Below are 19439 nucleotides of genomic sequence, written 5' to 3' on the forward strand. Positions count from 1 at the left end.
ATGATTGATTTGATAAATGAACTAGAAGAAAATAAAATCCAAATATCTTTAGATGGAGAGGATTTAGAGTTAAGTTTTGATAGTCAAGATATTAGTTTGGAGTTGGTTGATAAGGTAAAGACAAATAAAAAAGAATTATTGTCTTTTCTGAAGAGAAAAAATAAGACCAAACTATACGATGATATTCCAGTAATAGAAAGTAAAGAGTATTATCCAATTTCACATAACCAAAAAAGAATATGGATTCTAAATCAATTTGAGGGAGGTTCTGTTGTTTGGAATATGCCTGTAACTATTAAGTTAAAAGGAGAGTATTCTGTAGAAATTTTTCAAGAAGCATTAGAAAATATTATTGAGAGACATGAAATTCTTAGAACTGTATTTGTAAAGAAAGAGGACGGTGAGGTATATCAAAAAGTCTTAACCTCTAAAGAGTTTAATTTTCATTTGAACTATTTAGATTTAAAAGGGAGAGATAATGCAATAATTAAAGCGGAGGAATACATAAATAAAGATTCATCTTTAACGTTTAATTTAGAGAAAGGTCCTTTGCTGAGATGTTCTTTGTTAAGAATTGACAATAATGAGTATTTATTTTACTTGAATATACATCATATAATTAGTGATGGTTGGTCATTAGAGGTTCTTCAAAGAGATATCATGGCTATGTATAAAGCAAGTGAAAAAAAGGAGGTAATAAATTTACCAAATTTACCTATTCAGTATAAAGATTTTACTTCATGGCAGTTAAATCAATTAAATAATGCCATAGTAAGTAAAGAGGCAAAGTATTGGAAGAATGAGTTAGTAACACCACTACCAAGTCTAAATTTACCTACCCTTAAAAAGCGTCCTAAAATATTAACCTATAATGGAGGGCATTATAGAACTTATCTTGGAAAAGAAACGACCAAGAAATTAAGGGAGTTTTGTAAGGAAAATGGAGGAAGCTTATTCATGTTGTTACTGGCTAATTGGAATGTTTTATTTCATAGGTATTTGGGGCAAAAAGATATTATAATAGGAACCTTAGTTGCTGGAAGAGATCATCCTGATTTAGAAAATCAAGTAGGGTATTATGTTAATACATTAGCACTTAGGAATAAAATAGAACCAGAGAGTAGTTTCCTTTCTTTTTATCAAAAGGTGAAAGATAAAACCATAAATGCGTTTGAACATCAAATGTACCCTTTTGACAATTTATTAGAAGAGTTAGATGTAGAAAGAGATGTTAGTAGAACGCCTATTTTTGATGTTCTATTGGTGTTGCATAACATAAAAGAAGGAGCAAAAGAGTATGAGAATCTCAATAAAAACCAAATAGAAGATATCAGCAATTTGGGAAAGACTTTTTCTAAATTTCCTTTAGAGATTGAATTTAAGGAACTAGGAGATTATATATCATTTGATATTAAATTCAATTCAGATATATATGAAGAGAGTTTTATTAAAAACTGTATGATTCATTATAAAAAACTTATAAATGAACTTTTATTTGCTCCCCAAAAAAAAATAAATAAAGTAGAGTTTCTAACAGAAGAAGAACGTTATAGATTATTGCATACTTTCAATAGTAATAAAGGAGACTACCCTAAAAATAAGAGAGTCATTGATTTTTTCAAAGAGCAAGTTTTTAAAACGCCAAATAAAGTTTCTGTAGTTTATGAAAAGACAAAATTAACCTTTCAAGAATTAGATAAATTATCAGATGAGTATGCTACTATTCTTTCTGGAGAGTACGGTTTAAAAACTGGGCAAAATATAGTAGTAAGTCTACCCCATGACTGTGATTTAATGGCAATATTATTAGCCGTAATGAAAATTGGAGCTATTTATATTCCTGTAGACCCAAAATCACCAAATGAAAGAGTTAATTATATTTCGGAGTTAAGCTCCAGTGTAAATATAATTGACAAAACTTTACTGAATGAAATTAAAAGAAAGCAGGTTGTTTTAGAGGAAGTAAAGACTAATTGGGATAAAGAGGTTGATAGTGAAATTGAGTTTATAATTTATACTTCGGGATCAACCGGTGTTCCCAAAGGGGTTTTAATAAAAACATCTAGTGTAAATAATAGATTGAACTGGATGTGGAAAAAATATCCTTTTGAGAAAGATGAAGTTTGTTGTGCCAAAACATCAATAAGCTTTGTAGATCATATTTGGGAGTTTTTTGGTCCTTTGTTAAAAGGAATCCCATTAGTATTTTATAGGAAAGAGGATATAATTGATATCCCCTCATTTATAGAAAGTTTAGGAGAAGAAAAAATAACAAGAATAGTTTTAGTTCCTTCACTTCTAAGAGCAATATTGGAGTTTCCAGAGTTATGTAGAGTTAAATTAGAAAATTTAAGAGTCTGTATTAGTAGTGGAGAAACCCTGAAAAAAAGAGATGTATCAAGGTTTTATAAAGTATTAAAAAGAAATAATGTTAGATTAATAAATATTTATGGATCTACTGAAGTAACTGCTGATGCAACTTATTATGATACCTATAATGATTATTTTACAGAGTCTTCCTTTAAACTTTTCAATACTACAATTAGAGATTCTGTTAATGAATTAATTGAGCATCAGGATAGTAGTTTGAAAATAGTATCGAGTTCGTTAAACGAATTATTAGAGAATGATAATTTTCAGAAGGTTGATTTTAGCAAAGGGATAAATGAAGAAAAATATATTGAGTTTCTAAAAAAAGATATTTTACCTAATGTAGTAAATGTAGCTTCACCTAATTACATAGGGCATATGACAGGGCCTGTTCCTGAATTTATTAGAGAAATTAATGCATTAATAGTTGCTCTAAATCAGAATCAGGTAAAAATAGAAACATCTTTGGTAGCTACGCTTATTGAAAATCAAGTAATAGGAACATTTCATAAGTTAGTTTTCGAAAAAGGACCTTCTTTTTATGAAGAATATGTTCAAAGTCCAGAAGAGGCTTTAGGAGTTATTACTAATGGAGGAACAATGTCTAATATAATGGCCATGAGCTATGCTTTAAATAATTCGTTAAAACCTAAAGAAGGTTTTAGAGGAATATCAGAAGAAGGGCTAATGGAAGCAATGAAAGCATATGAATATGAGAAAGTTGTAATAATTGGTTCTGAATGGTGTCATTATTCATTTGGCAAAGCGTTAAAAATATTAGGTTTAGGTAAAAAATCTTTTGTGCCCATTAGTTTTGAAGATAAGACTTATGAAGAACTTAAAGATGAACTTAGAAGTAAAATTAAGCGATTACGAGAAGAGAGAACATTAATACTAAGTATTATTGGGGTTGCAGGAACGACTGAATCTGGAAATATCGATCCTTTAAAAATTTTAGGAGAAATAGCTGCCGAATTTAATATTCATTATCATGTTGATGCTGCATTTGGAGGAAGTTTTTTAATGGATGATTCATTAAAATTAAAATTTGAAGGAATTCAAATGGCTGATACCGTTTCAATCTGCGCACATAAACAACTTTACATTCCTATAGGGCTAAGTCTATGTTTGTTTAAAGATATTGATTTTGCTTCATTTTCAGAAAATAACACACATTATCAAGCAAGAAAAGGGAGTTATGATTTAGGAAAATATACGGTTGAAGGTTCAAGGAATTTTATGAGTTTAACACTTCATGCAATTTTTCATGTATTAGGAAAAGAAGGTTTTGCAGAAGTAGTAAAGCACAATTATAATACTGCTCAGTACTTTGCTGAATTAGTTGAAAAAAGCGTTGATTTTGAATTAGTATTACAGCCAGATTTAAATATTGTATTATATAGATACATACCAGAAAAGTATAGAGGAAAATTAAAGTTTACAGAAAAAGAAATAGAAGAACTAAATGAATTAAACGAACAAATTCAGAATAAACAATTTGAGGAAGGAAATACTTTTGTTTCGTATACTAAAATTAAGAATAAAGAAAATTCAAATAGACATCTTGTTTTCCGAACGGTATTTATGAATCCGTTTACAAATGAAGGTAACTTAGAAGCAGTTTTAGATGAACAAAGACAAATAGCTTTTTCAATAGAAAATAAAGCTGAGTTTGAAGAAATAGATGAAAGAGGAACAGTTCCAATTGGTATTCCTATAGAGAATGTAAAGGTTTTTATATTAGATGAGTATCTGAATATATTACCTATTGGTGTTGTGGGAGAAATATGTATCAGCGGAGACTGTGTTTCAGAAGGATATATTAATTTATCAAAAGAAGAATCATCTAGGTTTATAGATAGTCCGTTTGAAAAGGAAGAAAAATTATTTAAAACAGGTGATTTAGGAAGAAGACTAGAAGATGGAAATATTGAGTTTATTTCTAGAAAGGATGATCAAGTAAAAATAAGAGGAAATAGGGTAGAATTAGGAGAGGTTGAAAATAATTTACAAAAGCATAAAAAAGTAAAAAATGCTGTAGTTGTCCCAAAGGAGAGAGACAATGGGGAAGTCTTTTTGGTGGGGTATTTTGAATCGTCGATAGAAATTTCATCGGTTGAGTTAAGAAATTTCATGAAAGAATTTCTTCCAGACTACATGATACCACAATATTTTGTAAAGCTTGATAAAATTCCTTTAACTACAAGTGGGAAGATAAATAAACAAGAGTTACCGAATGTAGATTATAATACTTTTCAGCAGGTAAATAATTATGTAGCGCCAAGAAATGATATAGAGATAGAATTGGTAGATGTATGGAAAAGAGTACTTAAGAAGGGAAAAGTTAGTGTTTATGATGACTTTTTTGTCTTAGGAGGTCATAGTTTAAAAGCAACAAACTTAATAAACGAATACCAGAAAATTTTTAATGTTAAGTTGGGAATTAATGAGATATTTTTAAATACTACACTTTACTCTCATATCAGCTTATTAAATAAAGCACCAAAAAGTAATTATTTAAAAATTGAAAAGGCAATAGAAAAAGAGAGTTATGCATTATCAGGATCTCAAAAGAGATTATGGATTGCAAGTCAGTTTTCTAATAGTTCGGCTTCTTACAATATGCCTTTTTCTATTGAACTAAATGAGGTTTCTGATATTGAAATATTTAGAAAGGCAATAGTAGCTTTAGTCGAAAGGCATGAAATATTGAGAACAATTTTTAAAGAGAACGAGCAAGGTGAACTGTCTCAATGGGTGTTGCCAAAAGAAACTTTATCATTTGAAATTCCATGTTTTGACTATTCTGACCAAGATTATGCTGTTGATAAAGTAAAGGAATTAATAAAAGAAGATTCTTATCAGGATTTTGATTTAGAAAAGGGACCATTATTTAGAGTAATGTTGTTCAAAATATATGATAATAAATACATCTTTTACTACAATATGCACCATATTATTGGGGATGGTGTTTCTTTAGAAATTATAAAACGAGACGTTTTATCTTATTATAACGCTTTTATAAAGAATGAAGTCCCTCAATTGCCAGATTTGACCGTTCAATATAAAGATTATGCAGAATGGCAAAACTCTAAAAATAAAAGCGAAGAGTTTAAGGAGTATAGTAAATTTTGGAGACAAAAATTGAATGGTAAACTCACAAGATTAAAATTCCCTGGAGAAAAATCGAGACCAAATACAATAACACATGATGGTAGGAATTTGTATTCATATATTGATTCAGAGTTAACAAATAATCTGAAGAAGATATGTAAGGTTAATGGAGCTACCTTATATGTTGGTGTTTTAACAGTATGGAAAATACTTTTCTTAAAATATACTAACCAAACAGATATTATTATAGGTACTCCAGTATCAGGTAGATATCATGATGATTTGAAAGATCAAATAGGATGTTATATCAATACTATTGTTTTAAGAGATAGATTAAATTTTGAAGAAACATTCATTGAGACTTTTGAGAAAATTAAAAAGAATGTTCTTGAAAGTTTTGAAAATCAAGAATACCCATTTGAGAAGATTGTTGAAGATTTAGAAGTTAGTAGACTGACTGATAGAAATGCAATTTTTGATGTAATGTTTTCATTTCATAACACAGCAGAAAATATAAAGGAAAAGAAAGTTTATGACACAGAAAATATTGAGGATAGAGGGAATGTTCAAGTTAAATTAGATCTTTTAATAAATTTTGCAGAAGAAGGCAACTTTTTCTATATGGATATAGATTATAATACCTCAATTTTTGAATCATCTTTTGTAAGGAAAATGATGAGAGATTATAAGTATTTATTAAGAAAATTAATAAACGAACCAAATAAAAAGCTGAGAGATATTGATTTTGAGGAAAAACAAAGAAATCAATTAAAACAAAAGAGACAACAAAAACTAAAAAACTTGTTAAAATAAGCCATGAGAGATCGATTGAATAAGTTAAAAAATATTAGTGCTAAAAGTATAAATGTTGAGGAAGAAAATATTATTGAAAGGGTAAAAGATACTACTCAAGGGTTTCCTTTAGTGATTGAAACACAAAATGCAAATCTTAATTTGAAATCTTGGATACACAACAATAAAGAAAAGTTTGAGCAAGATATAATAAACTATGGGGGAGTTTTGTTTAGAGGTTTTGAAATTAACTCAGTAGATAAGTTTCAAGACTTAATGAATGTTTTTCCAAATGAGTTATTAGAGTATAAGTTAAGGTCATCTCCAAGACACTCTATATCTGGTAATGTATATGTGTCTACTACTTATCCTAATGATCAAATAATAAATATGCATTCAGAAAGTTCGTATGCACCAGTTCATCCATCAAGAATAATTTTTTGCTGTGTAACCCCTGCGTTAAAAAATGGAGAAACTCCTATCGCTGATACAAGGAAAGTATTAAAAAATTTATCTAAAGAAACAGTTGAGTTATTTAAAGAAAAAGGAATAAAGTATAGAAGAAACCTTAATGGGGTTCTTGGGTTAACTTGGCAGGAAGTTTTTCAAACAAATGAAAAAAAAGATGTAGAAGAAGAGTGTCTAAACAATGGAATGCAATTTTGCTGGAAAGGAGACAATGAACTTGTAATTAGTTGGACAAAAAAAGCGATTTGGGAACATCCCATTACAAATGAAGAAATATGGTTTAATCATGGCTTATTTTTTAATAAATACATGTTAAATAAAGGAGTATTGAGTTCAATTTCTGATGATGAACAACTACCTAACAATACTTTTTTTGGAGACGGTACAGAAATATCTAAAGAAATTATAGAAGAAATTAATAATGCATTTATAAAGTCAACTGTTTCTTTTCCGTGGGAAAAAGGCGATGTACTTTTTTTAGATAATTTATTAATGGCTCATGGAAGAAATACTTACGAAGGAGAAAGAAAAGTTATAGTATCAATGTATTAAAAACTTTTTGTTGCTTAGAAAAGAAAGAATAAAATTCTAACTATTAAAAATCAAGGTTAATTATAAAAAAATAGTTAACCATCTGTTATCAATCTAATCTTATAAAGAATACAACTATCAACACATAGCCTTATATGTGATGATATAGTACTGCATAAATTTAACTAAAAAGAAACTTTTATTATGAATTTAGAATTAAGCGGAAATGGATATGAATTTTCCGAAAATCAAAAAAATCTCTGGTTAATCGGAAACAAAAACTTAAACAATTTTTTTAATGAAATAGTTCTTCAATTCTCTGATAAAGTAAAGTCAGAAGTTTTAATGAACTCGTTGAGAAAACTTCTTAATGAGAATGAAGTGTTGAGAGCTAGAGTTTTAAGTCTTGATAATTATAAATATCCACTTCAAAAAATAGAGGATGTCAAATTAGAAGTTTATGAATCAGCTGATCCAGATTATAATAAAGCTTATAATCCAGAAAACGATTCTCCTATTCGCTTTAAAATAGTAAAAAAAGATGATTTTATTGATGAATTGCATGTAAAGATATACTCGTTGTGGGCAGATAGTTTTTCAATTGTAAACTTTACAAATCAATTATCAAGTTTTTTAGAGAGTAAAAAAGAAGAAGAAAAAGAAAAGATTGAGTATACAAAATTTTGTGCTTGGCAAAATGAGCTACTTAAAGAGGAAGATGAAGAAGCAAGACTTTTTTGGAAGAACAAAAAGTATAATTTCAATGAGAAGGTATATCCATTTGTTAATACAAAGAAAGGTGATTTTGCTGTAGAGAAAAGAAAGTTGGTGAAAATTGTTGGTAAAAAATATGAAGACTTAAAAAAAATAGTAAAGGAACATAACTCAAGTATCGAAGATTTTCTTTTTTATAAATGGTCAGAATATTTACGATTATTTAAAAAACAGGAATTAACAATTGGTTACATACCGTTTCTTAGAAATTATGATGAATTAAAAAACACTTTTGGTTATGTTAATAAAACAGTTCCAATAACTTGTTTTAAAAATGAAGGAGATACTCAGAATGAGAGTATTGAAAACTTAATTAAAGAAGTTAAAGAAGTTAAAGAATGGTCTGACTATTTTACTTTAAATAGAGAAATAAACTCAAATGATAACGAAGCAAGAATTTTTAAATACTGTTTTGAATATATAGAGTTTACCGACCAAAAAAAAATAGTAGTAAAAGACTTTTCTTCTATACAAGACCCTTTTGAGTTAAAACTTAGTTGTGTTGATTATGGAGATAGAATTGAACTGGAATTATACTTTAATATAGGTAATATACATGAAAAGGATTGTGAAGTTATAACAAGTCAAACTAAAGAATATTTTCAAAGTTTAGCTCAAAAAACAGTTATTACAAATGTAGAAAATGAAATAATAAATAAAGTTAACAATACTAATAAAGAATTAGTTGTAGGTAAAAATGTAATTAATTTAATAGAAGAAAGAGCTGATGAATGCCCAAATGATGTTGCTTTAATAGTAGAGGGTAAGAATATTTCTTACAAAGAACTTGAAGAGAAAGTAAATAGGCTAGCTAATTATTTAGTAAGTAAAAAAAACATTATACCAGGTAAAGGAGTTGCTATATTGATGAAACCATCGGAGTGGTCTATTATAAGTGCATTATCAGTTTTAAAAGCGGGAGCCTATTATATACCAATAGATGAGAGTTATCCAAAAGATAGGGTTAATTATATTTTGAATGATGTACAATGTGAGTTACTTATTTCTTGTGACGAATCAGTAGATAGGTTTGAATTTGAAAATATAAATATTCTTATTCCTAATAAAATACAAGATTATGATAATGATTCTACTTATCCTATTAATCTTATAAGAGAAGATAGCATTGCATATTGTATTTATACTTCAGGGTCAACAGGGAAACCAAAGGGATGTTTAGTCTCGCATAAGAACTTATATAATTATATAAACTGGGCTAACGAATTTTATTTTTCTAATGACAACTTGGGGAATTTTGGATTTATAACGTCAATGTCTTTTGATTTAACAGTTACAAGTGTTTTCTCTCCGTTAACAAGAGGTAAACGAATAACTATTTTTAATGAAGAATCAATAGTTAATACTATTAAAAAAGCATTTATAGATTTTAACATAGACACTTTAAAATTAACTCCAGCTCACTTAACCTTACTCAATGAGCTTAATTTAGAGTCAACACCTATTAAGAAAATAATTTGTGGGGGTGAACAGTTAAAGGCAAACCATATAGATGTTGTAAAAAAAATATCCAATACTATTCAATTGTATAATGAGTATGGGCCTACAGAAACAACAGTTGGTTGTGTGGCAAAAAAAATTGATTTAGAATCAAAAGAGAAAATACTTATAGGAAAACCAATAGCCAATACTCAAGTTACAATTTTAAATGAAGAAGGAGAGAGATGTCCTATTGGTGTATCAGGAGAGATTTTAATATCGGGTAATGGAGTAGCTCAAGGATACTTAAATAACAATGAATTAACATCAGAGAAGTTTATTAAATCTAATTTTTCAGAAGAAGAAAGAAGTTATAAATCTGGTGATATAGGAAGATGGCTGTCAAATGGGGAAATTGAATATGTAGGTAGAATTGATAATCAAGTTAAAGTAAATGGTTACAGAATAGAACTTCAAGAGATAGAAAATTTACTAAATAAAAGAGAGAATATAAACGAAGCAATAGTTTTAGTAAAGCAGAATAATGATTTAGAAAAGGAAATCATAGCTTTTATTAAAACAGAAGAAGAATTATCAGAAAATGAATTAAGAGGTTTTTTAGAGAATTCGCTTCCTGAGTATATGATTCCAGATCTATTTATAAAAGTCGAAAACTTTCCTTTAACAATAAATGGAAAAATAGACACTATAAAACTATTGTCAACTACATCGGAAAATGTAATAACAAGTTCAATGTATGTTGCTCCATCTAATGAAATTGAAGAAAAGTTAGTTGAAATATGGGAAAATATTTTAAGAAGAGAAAAAATTGGTGTAGAAGATGATTTTTTCAGTATAGGAGGAGATAGTATTAAAGCAGTAAGGATAGTTTCCGAAATACAACAACAGTTTAATGCAAAAGTGGATCTTATTGTACTATTTCAGGAGCCAACAATAAAAGGATTGGCAGAAATGGTAAAAAATGAACTTTGGCATGAAGTAGAAGAAAATCAAAACGAAATAGTAGATAAAACAGTTATTTAACTATTTAAAAAATAAAGAAATGAATACTAAATATTATTTAAAGTCAAATGTAGCAATTGAAGCTCTTATAGATAGATGGTACGCTTGGTCACATTTAATGTATCCTCCTACAGCAGGGTTAAACATTAAAGAAAGACATTTAAAAATAATGGAATCATACATAAAAAACCCAAGAATTCATGCAGCAGCAGTAAAAAAAACTGAAATGTTGGGAGGACCATTTATAGATTATGATGGAGGTAGAGTAGAAGAAATAGAAGAGTTGTATAAAGAAACACTAAACAAAAGAGCTAGTCTTTTAGAACTTAACACTGCATTTGAAGAATTAAATGAAATGTTAAAAAGTGAAGCCATTGGTTACTCTTTAGATCCATTATATGAAAAGGTTCCAGATCTATTAAAAGGATATGTTGAGTTGTATTATGATTTAAATAATAGAGCAAATTTTAGAATCTATGAATCTCTTTTTTATAGTAGTGAATATTATGATGAAAGTACACAATCTATTTCTCTTCAGTTGGTAGAGTCTGATAATGCTAGATCTTTTGTTTTAAGTACTCCAAGACTAGACGATGAAAATTTAATTCATCTTCAAATAGCATTTAAAGAGAAGGTTATAGATGAACTTTTTAAGATGAAGAAGATACCTGGAGACTATGATTATATAAAAAATGCTTTAGGAATAAAACCAGAACAAGAAGAGCTTTTTAAAAGTTTTTTTACAACGGAACCACCTAAAAACTTCAAAAAATATACAGGTTCAGGAATTCGAACTAGATATTTTGGACATGCAAGTGTTTTAGTAGAAACTAATGAAATCTCGATTTTAGTTGATCCAGTTATTAGTTATGATGGTTACGAAACAGACATAAGCAGGTATACAGTTAATGATTTACCAGAAATGATAGACTATGTACTTATCACTCATAACCATCAAGACCATATTTTATTTGAAACTTTATTACAATTAAGACATAGAATAAAAAATATAGTTGTTCCAAGTGGAAGTAAAGGAAATATTCAAGACCCTAGTTTAAGATTAATGTTAAATAAGATAGGTTTTTTTAATGTTATTGAGTTAGATGAAATGGAGTCTATAGAGTTAGATAGGTGTAGTATTACAGGTTTACCTTTTTTAGGAGAGCATTGTGATTTAGATATCAGAAGTAAACTTTGTTTTCACGTTGGTCTTCATAATAATTTTAATGTTCTTTTTGTAGCTGATTCATGTAATATAGAACCAAAAATATATGAAAGAGTTCAAAAAGTTATCGGTAATGTAGATGTATTGTTTTTAGGAATGGAATGTGATGGTGCGCCTTTATCATGGGTGTATGGACCATTATTATATGATAAATTAGAAAGAGATAAAGATCTTTCTAGACGTTTGGCAGGAAGTGATTACGAACAAGGTATGTCATTAATTAACATATTTAATCCTAAGAATGTTTTTGTCTATGCTATGGGATTAGAACCATGGCTTGAATTTATAAGCTCTATCAGATATACAGACGAATCTAGACCAATAAAAGAATCAAACAAACTCGTGGCTAAGTGTATTGAAATGGGGAAAGATGCTGAAAGATTGTTTGGAGAAAAAACAATAGAATACTAATAACCTATTTCAATTAATACATAGATATTATGGAAACAGCAAAAAAAATAATCTCTGAATTAAGGGAAGAAAAAATTCATTTAAAGTTAAACTCTGATGATACAATAGAAATTGCTTCATATGATAAAGGTTTAACCCCAGAACTCATAGAAAAAATTAAAACTAATAAAGAAATTTTAGTTACGTTTTTAAAAAGTAAAAGTTCTGGTTTTAGTAAAATTCAAAAATTATCAGAAACTGAAAAATATGAATTGTCTTCAGCTCAAATGAGGCTATGGGTAATAGATCGTTTTGAAGGTAAAACATCTGCATTTAATATGCCTTTTCATATGCCTCTAAAAGAAAAAATTGATATAACGAGTTTTAATAAGGCTATTCTTTCAGTAATAGAAAGACATGAAATTTTAAGAACAGTTTTTCAAGAAGATGAAGATGGGAAGGTATGGCAAAAAATAATTCCAGTCCAAGGTTTAAATTTTTCTGTGGATTATAAAGACTTTAGGCGAAGTGGTTCCCCTCAAAAAGAAGTTGAAGACTATATAAAAAATGATTCAATTTTACCTTTTGATTTAGAAAAAGGCCCTTTGCTAAGAATATCGTTGCTTCAAACGTCTGATGAATATTTTGAACTGTATTATAATATGCATCATATAATAAGTGACGGATGGTCTTTACTAGTTTTATCTAAGGACGTTTTAGCGTTTTATAATAGCTACAAAAATAACGTTAAAGTAGAGTTAGAACCTCTAGAGATTCAGTATAAAGATTACGCTGCATGGCAATTAGATAAGTTAAGTAACGATGAAACTGAAAAAGCAAAGACATATTGGTTAAATAAACTTTCTGGAGATATCCCTATACTTGATTTGCCTACAGATAAAGATCGCCCTAAATCTAAGACATATAAAGGGAACAGTTTAGAGGCATATATAAGCCCTAAAGTAACCAGAGAAATAAAAGAAATAACTCAAAAACAAGGAGGAAGCTTGTTTATGGGGATTGTAGCAGCTTTGAAGATATTACTATATAAATATACATCTGAAAAAGATATTACTATTGGAACACCTGTACATGGTAGGGATAGAACTGAATTAGAAAACCAAATTGGTTTCTATTTAAATATTCTACCATTAAGAAATCAAGTAATTCCAGATGAAACTTTCGAAGAATTTTTTGGCAGAATAAAACAAACAACTCTAGAGGCTTATAAATATCAAGCATATCCATTTGATCGTTTAGTCCAGGATTTAAAAGTGAGTTATGACATGAGTCGTAGTCCAATTTTTGATATCTCAGTAACTTATAACAATATTGCTTCAAACTTAGATACGGTAAGCGAAAGTGAGTTAGATGAAATTAAAGTATTGGGAGATAGTCAATGTAAAAATGACTTAGAGTTGCATTTTCAAGAAGTTGATGGTTGTATTTCTTTTGGAGTAAATTATAACTCAGATGTTTATGAACAGGATATTATTATGAACTTTATGAATCATTTTAAAAATATCCTAAGTAATATCTCAGATAATCCTTCTATAAAAACAAAAGATGTAGAATATTTGTCTAAAAATGAAACTGAAAAACTTCTAAGTGCTTTTAATAGCAATGAAATAGATGTAGACACATCTAAGACAGTTTTAACATTGTTTAGTGAGTTTTCATCAGTAAACCCGGACAAAAGGGCGATTCAATTCAAGGATAAAAGTTTATCATATAAAGAACTCGATTTAGCATCAAATAAAGTAGCAAACTTTTTAAAAGAAGAATTTAATATTAAGCCAAACGATATTGTTGGAATTCAACTTGACCGTAATGAGTGGATGATAATTGCAATTTTAGGTGTGATGAAATCAGGAGCAGCTTATGTTCCCATAAATCCAATGTTGCCTACATCTCGAAAGAAACATATTGTAAAAGAAACAAATTCAAAAGCATTAATCACTGAAGCAAATTATATTTTTGATTTAGATTTTTTTGATGGAAATGTTTTTGCAATTGATGTTGAGTTTGATTCATTAGAAAATGATGAAGCTATTGTAGAAGAGAGCTCAGATAGTGATTTAGCTTATGTTATTTATACATCTGGATCAACAGGAGACCCTAAAGGAGTTATGGTATCTCATGGCAGTTTATTAAATTCTATAATATCTCGAAATGAATTTTATACAAGTATAGATTCAATACTTGCCATAACCCCATTTTCATTTGATGCTTCAATTGGGTTATATTGGAATGCTTTAACTACAGGGGCAGTATACCATATTTTAGATGAGGGGAGCTTAAAGAACCCAGATTTTATTGTAAAGTATTTAATAGAAAATAGAATTAAATGTTTATGCAATCCGCCTTCGCTTTATCAACTTATTATAAAAGAAGAATCTTACACAAATATAAATTTAGAAAGAGTTATTCTAGGAGGAGAGGTAATTCATACTAATTTGGTCGATAAGCATTTTGAAATAATTCCTGAATGTAGAATGTTTAATGAATATGGACCAAGTGAAAATACTATTTGGACAACAGTAAAAGAAATTACAAAAGGAGGAAGTGTAAATATTGGTAAGCCAATACATAATAACTATATCTATATTTTAGATGAGGAAAAAAAATTAATACCAATAAAAGGGAAAGGAGAAATTTATGTTGGCGGACAAAATTTGGCTAAAGGATACATCAATAATACAAAATTAACAGAAGAGAAGTTTATTGAAAACCCATTCCGAAAAGGAGAATTAATGTATAGAACTGGAGATTTTGGGAAATGGACAAAAAATGGAGAAATTGAATTCATAGGAAGAGAAGATAACCAAGTAAAAGTAAGAGGTTTTAGAGTTGAATTAGGTGAAATAGAGAGAGAGCTCCAAAAGAAAGAGGAAATTAATGAGTCTAAAGTTTTAGTTTATAAAAATAATGTAAATCAGAATGAACTAATAGCATACTTCGTTGGAGAAAAAGACCAAAGTTTAAAAGAACTAAAAGAGTTTTTGTTGGAAAAATTACCTGAATATATGATTCCAGATAAATACGTTAAACTGGATAAATTTCCACTAACAAGAAATGGTAAAATTGACAGTAAAAAATTATTAGAACTAAAAGGTAATTTAATTTTAAGTGGAGTTGAGTACATCGCACCAGAAACAGAAACAGAAAAATTGTTAGAAGAGGTAATTAAAAATATTTTGGGAGTCGAAAAAGTTAGTATGGAGGATGATTTTTTCTTTTTAGGAGGAAATTCTTTGAAGTTAATCGAACTTATATCAAAATTAAAACAATTAGGATTTAATTTAAATATAGCAGAAGTAGTTAAAAAACCAAAAGTAAAGCAAATAGCTAGTCTTTTAGAGGAAGTTGTTTTCGAGGAAAATATAATTTAAAAATATAGGCATTAAACATATAAAGTCAATCCTTGTTTTGGAAACGAGTTGATTAATGCAGAAAATAATTGAAGAATGATTGAAAATAAAAAAGAAAGTAAAACTACTTTTCAAAACGATTTGAATATTGGTGATATATTTTCTATTTCTGAAAATCAAAAGTCCTTATTAAAAGATTTAAAGGCAGTTTCTATTTTATCACCTACAAGAGTACCATATTTCAATGAAGAGGAATTAGAAATTAAAATACGTGAATTCCTAGCTGTTTACCCTGAATTGTGTGTAAAGTATATAAATAAAGAGGGAGAAATAAAACAGCAATTTGTAGGAGCTGAAAAGGTTTTATTAGACATAACTTATAAAAAAATAGACAAAGAGATTGATGAACAAAAATTAATCTCTGAAGGGACTTCTTTTTTGAAAAGAGATTGTGATTTTTTTAAAGGGGAGCTAATACGGGTTATTATTTATGATGATGTACGTAAAAAGGATGAGTTAGTTATTGTTTTAGGAATTCATTATTCTCTAATAGATATGCAAACGAATATGATGTTAAGTAAAAACCTTTTTACATTCTTCAACAATCAAAAATATGATCAAAATTATATATCAAGTTTATTTTTTGCTGAGTGGCAAAAAAAGTATCTCGAAACAGAAAAAGCAAAAGAAAAAAAGCAGTTTTGGATTGACTTAGTAAAGAAGGCTAATTTAACTAAAGATAAGAATCATGATTTTGAAAGTCAACAAACATTTGTTTCTCAAAAATTAATAATAAAGGGAAGTGATTTTGAAAATATGAGATTTTTAGTAAGAGAAGTTAACTTACCCTTAACAGGAATTTTAATGACACTACATCAAAGAATATTGAACATAGCTTTTCCTAACAATAGAGGGATACAGTTGATAAGGGTAGACGGACGAGAACAAGTTTTTGATGATTTTGATATTAAAAAAGTACTAGGAATGGTAGCCAATTCATTACCTATACCAATAGTAAAAGAAAATAAGATGTCACGAAGCTTAATTTTTGACGTATATATAGCATATTGTAATGCAAGATTAAATCAAGATATTCCTTATGAAGTAATTAAGAATGAAATTTTGTCAAAAGACAAAGTAAATATAGATAATCACATTTTAGGACTTTATAATTATATATCACTTGAGCATATAAAAAGAGAGTATGATAAAGAAACGTTTTTAGGTAATCAGCTGTTTTATGAAAAAAAGAAACAACTGAATCAAGAAAAACCAATAAACCTTTACAATATCTTATATGAAAATTCTCTTGAGGTAGAAATGACTTGTAGATTAGATGTTTACGAGAAAAATAAGAGTTTACTTAATTTAAATTATTTGATATCAAACGAATTAATCAATGCCCTACAAAAGGATTAATAATTATTTAAACTATAAACTAAAAATTAACTTAAAAATCTTATGATTAACCTGAAAAACAAATTACATAAAGCAGTTGTTTTATGTATGTATATAATACCAATTGTAGTTTTTTCACAAAAAAAAATAAAAGAAAAAGATGAAGTAAAAACCATATCAAACTCCAATACTATTTTTTCACAAAAAAAAATAAAAGGAAAAGTAAAAGATGAAGTGGGAGCTGTACCATATGCCAATGTTGTTTTGATGAATGGTAAAGATGAAATTATAGCAGGAAGCGTTACCTCTGAAGATGGTAGTTTTGAAATAGAAGCGAATAAAGGAGTGTATGTATTATCAATAACTTATGTTGGATATAAAGTTTACAAACAACAATTAGAATTATTAGAAAATATGGAGTTACAACCAATTTTTTTAGAGGAAGAAAAAACCGAATTAGGAGAAGTAACAGTTGTAGCTAAAAGAAAATTGATTAGGAGAAAAACTGATAGATTAGTATATAATATTGAAAGTAATATAGCAGCAGCAGGTGGTGATGCTTTAGATGCTTTAAAGATAGCACCAGGAGTGACAGTCAATGGAAACAATATTTCAATTATAGGGAAAAGTAATATGAGAGTGATGATTGATGGAAGAATCATTCAACTCTCTGGAGAAGCTTTAATGAGTTTTATATCATCTATACCCACAGATGATATAAAAGAAATAGAAATAATTACCAACCCACCAGCTAAGTATGAAGCTGAAGGAAATAGTGGTTTGATTAACATTATTTACAAGAAAGGAAGAAAAAATTCTTGGAATAACAGAACATCATTAACTTATTTCCAGTCTTTTTTACCACGATTTACTTTGAGAAATAATTTCACTTACCAAAAAGACAAATTAAGTTTGATTTTAAGTCTGAGTGGTACTAAAGGAAATACAATTATTGATAGAGAAGGAAAAATTTTTTATTCTTCAGGACCTTGGGTAATTTCAAGAAGAGATAAATGGAACAATGAAAATTTATCAGGTAGATTGATGCTTGATTACGACGTAAGTAAAAATTCTACAATTGGTTTTCAGTATTTAGGTAATCTAAGTAATCCAGATCCAAGTCAAACAACCTCTTCGAAAACAAAGATCTTTAATAACGCAATGGTAGTTGACTCTTTATTAAATAATAAAGGTAGAAGTAAACAGCAAAAGTATAATCATTCATTAAACTTACATTTTAAGACGAAAATTGATGAAAAAGGAAAAAACTTATCTACAGATTTAGATTATTTTACATACAATTCTGATAATGATAGAAATGTAAATACAAAGAGTTATACCAACGATGGAGATTTCTTAAATAATATTTTTTCAAACAAGAATGTTTCTAATCAAAAAATTGAAAACTTTAGTGTAAAGCTGGATATGGAGTATCCTTTAAGAGCATTCAATTTATCTTATGGAGTTAAAGCTAGTTTTACTAAAAGCGAGTATAAAACGGATAATTTTAATACTTTATCAGGGACACCAGAATTAATTGTAAATGATTCTGATGATTTTGAATATACAGAGAATAATCAAGCAGTATATATCAATGGTTCTAAAAAGTTTAATGAAAAATGGAATGGACAGTTAGGATTGAGAATGGAAAACACTCAAACTAAAGGAATATCAAACGTGTTAAATCAGACAAATACTAATGATTATATTAGGGTTTTTCCTACTTTATATATTAGTTATAAAATGAATGAGAAAAACAATTTTTCTTTTAACTATGGAAGGAGAATAAGCAGACCTTTATATTATCAATTAAATCCAGCGAGAACATATATTAGTAATGTTAATTTTATAGAAGGGAATCCTCAATTAAAACCTTCATTTACTGATAATTTAGAGTTTATTCATACTTATAAAAGTAATTGGATTACAACTTTATTTTTTAGTGTAGAGAATGATGGATTTGGGGAAATAGCTGATATTGACGATACTACTAATGAGCAATTTTTTAAGCATCAGAATTTCTATACCCATTACAATTATGGAATATCTGAATATTACACTTTTGATAAGCTCTCATGGTGGGAAAGTCAAAATAGTGTATACTTAATAGGAAATAAAACAAATTTATCTATTTCAGAAGGAATCATAGCTAAGCCTCAAAACGGATTTAGATTTTATGGATCAACAAATAATACCTTCACTTTAAACTCTAAAAGAACAATTAAAGCCCAAATAAATTATTGGTATAGTTCAGCATTCAAGAATAATCTATTTGAATATAGTGAGAGTCATGAGTTAGATCTAGCACTAAAGTTTAATATCTCAAAAAATAGTTGGCAATTATCAATGGGAGTATATGATATATTTAATACAAGCCCTAGAAAATCGACTTCTTTTACTAATAATATTAAACAAACCCAAAAGATGTTTCCAAGTAATAGGAATTTTAGAGCGACATTGACTTACAATTTCGGAAATAAAAAAGTAAGAGTAAATCAAAGAAATTTTGGTAATGAAGAAGAAAAAGGAAGGGCCGGAAATTAAAA

The 19439-nt window shown here is 28.2% G+C and carries 7 protein-coding genes; all 7 read left to right on the plus strand.

What is annotated here, in order from left to right:
• The 7 genes from D6T69_RS06920 (at position 1) to D6T69_RS06950 (ending at position 19437) form a co-directional block, all read left to right on the plus strand.
• A complete protein-coding gene (locus tag D6T69_RS06920) occupies positions 1 to 6297 on the plus strand; it encodes a condensation domain-containing protein (RefSeq protein WP_125067049.1) in 6297 nt (2098 codons plus the stop codon).
• A gap of 3 nt (positions 6298 to 6300) precedes the next feature.
• Positions 6301 to 7296: a TauD/TfdA family dioxygenase gene (locus D6T69_RS06925; protein ID WP_125067050.1), complete on the plus strand. Its 996-nt coding sequence runs from the start codon at positions 6301 to 6303 to the stop codon at positions 7294 to 7296.
• A 183-nt stretch (positions 7297 to 7479) separates the two neighbouring features.
• Positions 7480 to 10530, plus strand: a complete 3051-nt coding sequence (locus tag D6T69_RS06930) for a non-ribosomal peptide synthetase (protein WP_125067051.1) — start codon at positions 7480 to 7482, stop codon at positions 10528 to 10530.
• Positions 10531 to 10549: 19 nt separating this feature from the next.
• Positions 10550 to 12145 carry an MBL fold metallo-hydrolase gene (locus D6T69_RS06935; protein WP_125067052.1) on the plus strand — a complete coding sequence of 532 codons (1596 nt, stop codon included), beginning with the start codon at positions 10550 to 10552 and terminating at the stop codon, positions 12143 to 12145.
• Positions 12146 to 12174: 29 nt separating this feature from the next.
• A complete protein-coding gene (locus tag D6T69_RS06940; protein WP_125067053.1) occupies positions 12175 to 15516 on the plus strand; it encodes a non-ribosomal peptide synthetase in 3342 nt (1113 codons plus the stop codon).
• A gap of 75 nt (positions 15517 to 15591) precedes the next feature.
• Positions 15592 to 16914: a condensation domain-containing protein gene (locus D6T69_RS06945; protein ID WP_125067054.1), complete on the plus strand. Its 1323-nt coding sequence runs from the start codon at positions 15592 to 15594 to the stop codon at positions 16912 to 16914.
• Positions 16915 to 16956: 42 nt separating this feature from the next.
• The gene (locus tag D6T69_RS06950; RefSeq protein WP_125067055.1) at positions 16957 to 19437 is read left to right on the plus strand and encodes a TonB-dependent receptor domain-containing protein; all 2481 of its coding nucleotides are present in this window, start codon (positions 16957 to 16959) and stop codon (positions 19435 to 19437) included.
• Positions 19438 to 19439: the final 2 nt, after the last annotated feature.

The sequence above is a fragment of the Tenacibaculum singaporense genome (genome assembly GCF_003867015.1).
Classification (GTDB): domain Bacteria; phylum Bacteroidota; class Bacteroidia; order Flavobacteriales; family Flavobacteriaceae; genus Polaribacter; species Polaribacter singaporensis.

Bases quoted from the DNA above. Each gene is read 5' to 3' on its own strand.
- D6T69_RS06920 (WP_125067049.1), top strand. From the start codon at position 1: ATGATTGATTTGATAAATGAACTAGAAGAAAATAAAATCCAAATATCT.
- D6T69_RS06925 (WP_125067050.1), top strand. From the start codon at position 6,301: ATGAGAGATCGATTGAATAAGTTAAAAAATATTAGTGCTAAAAGTATA.
- D6T69_RS06930 (WP_125067051.1), top strand. From the start codon at position 7,480: ATGAATTTAGAATTAAGCGGAAATGGATATGAATTTTCCGAAAATCAA.
- D6T69_RS06935 (WP_125067052.1), top strand. From the start codon at position 10,550: ATGAATACTAAATATTATTTAAAGTCAAATGTAGCAATTGAAGCTCTT.
- D6T69_RS06940 (WP_125067053.1), top strand. From the start codon at position 12,175: ATGGAAACAGCAAAAAAAATAATCTCTGAATTAAGGGAAGAAAAAATT.
- D6T69_RS06945 (WP_125067054.1), top strand. From the start codon at position 15,592: ATGATTGAAAATAAAAAAGAAAGTAAAACTACTTTTCAAAACGATTTG.
- D6T69_RS06950 (WP_125067055.1), top strand. From the start codon at position 16,957: ATGATTAACCTGAAAAACAAATTACATAAAGCAGTTGTTTTATGTATG.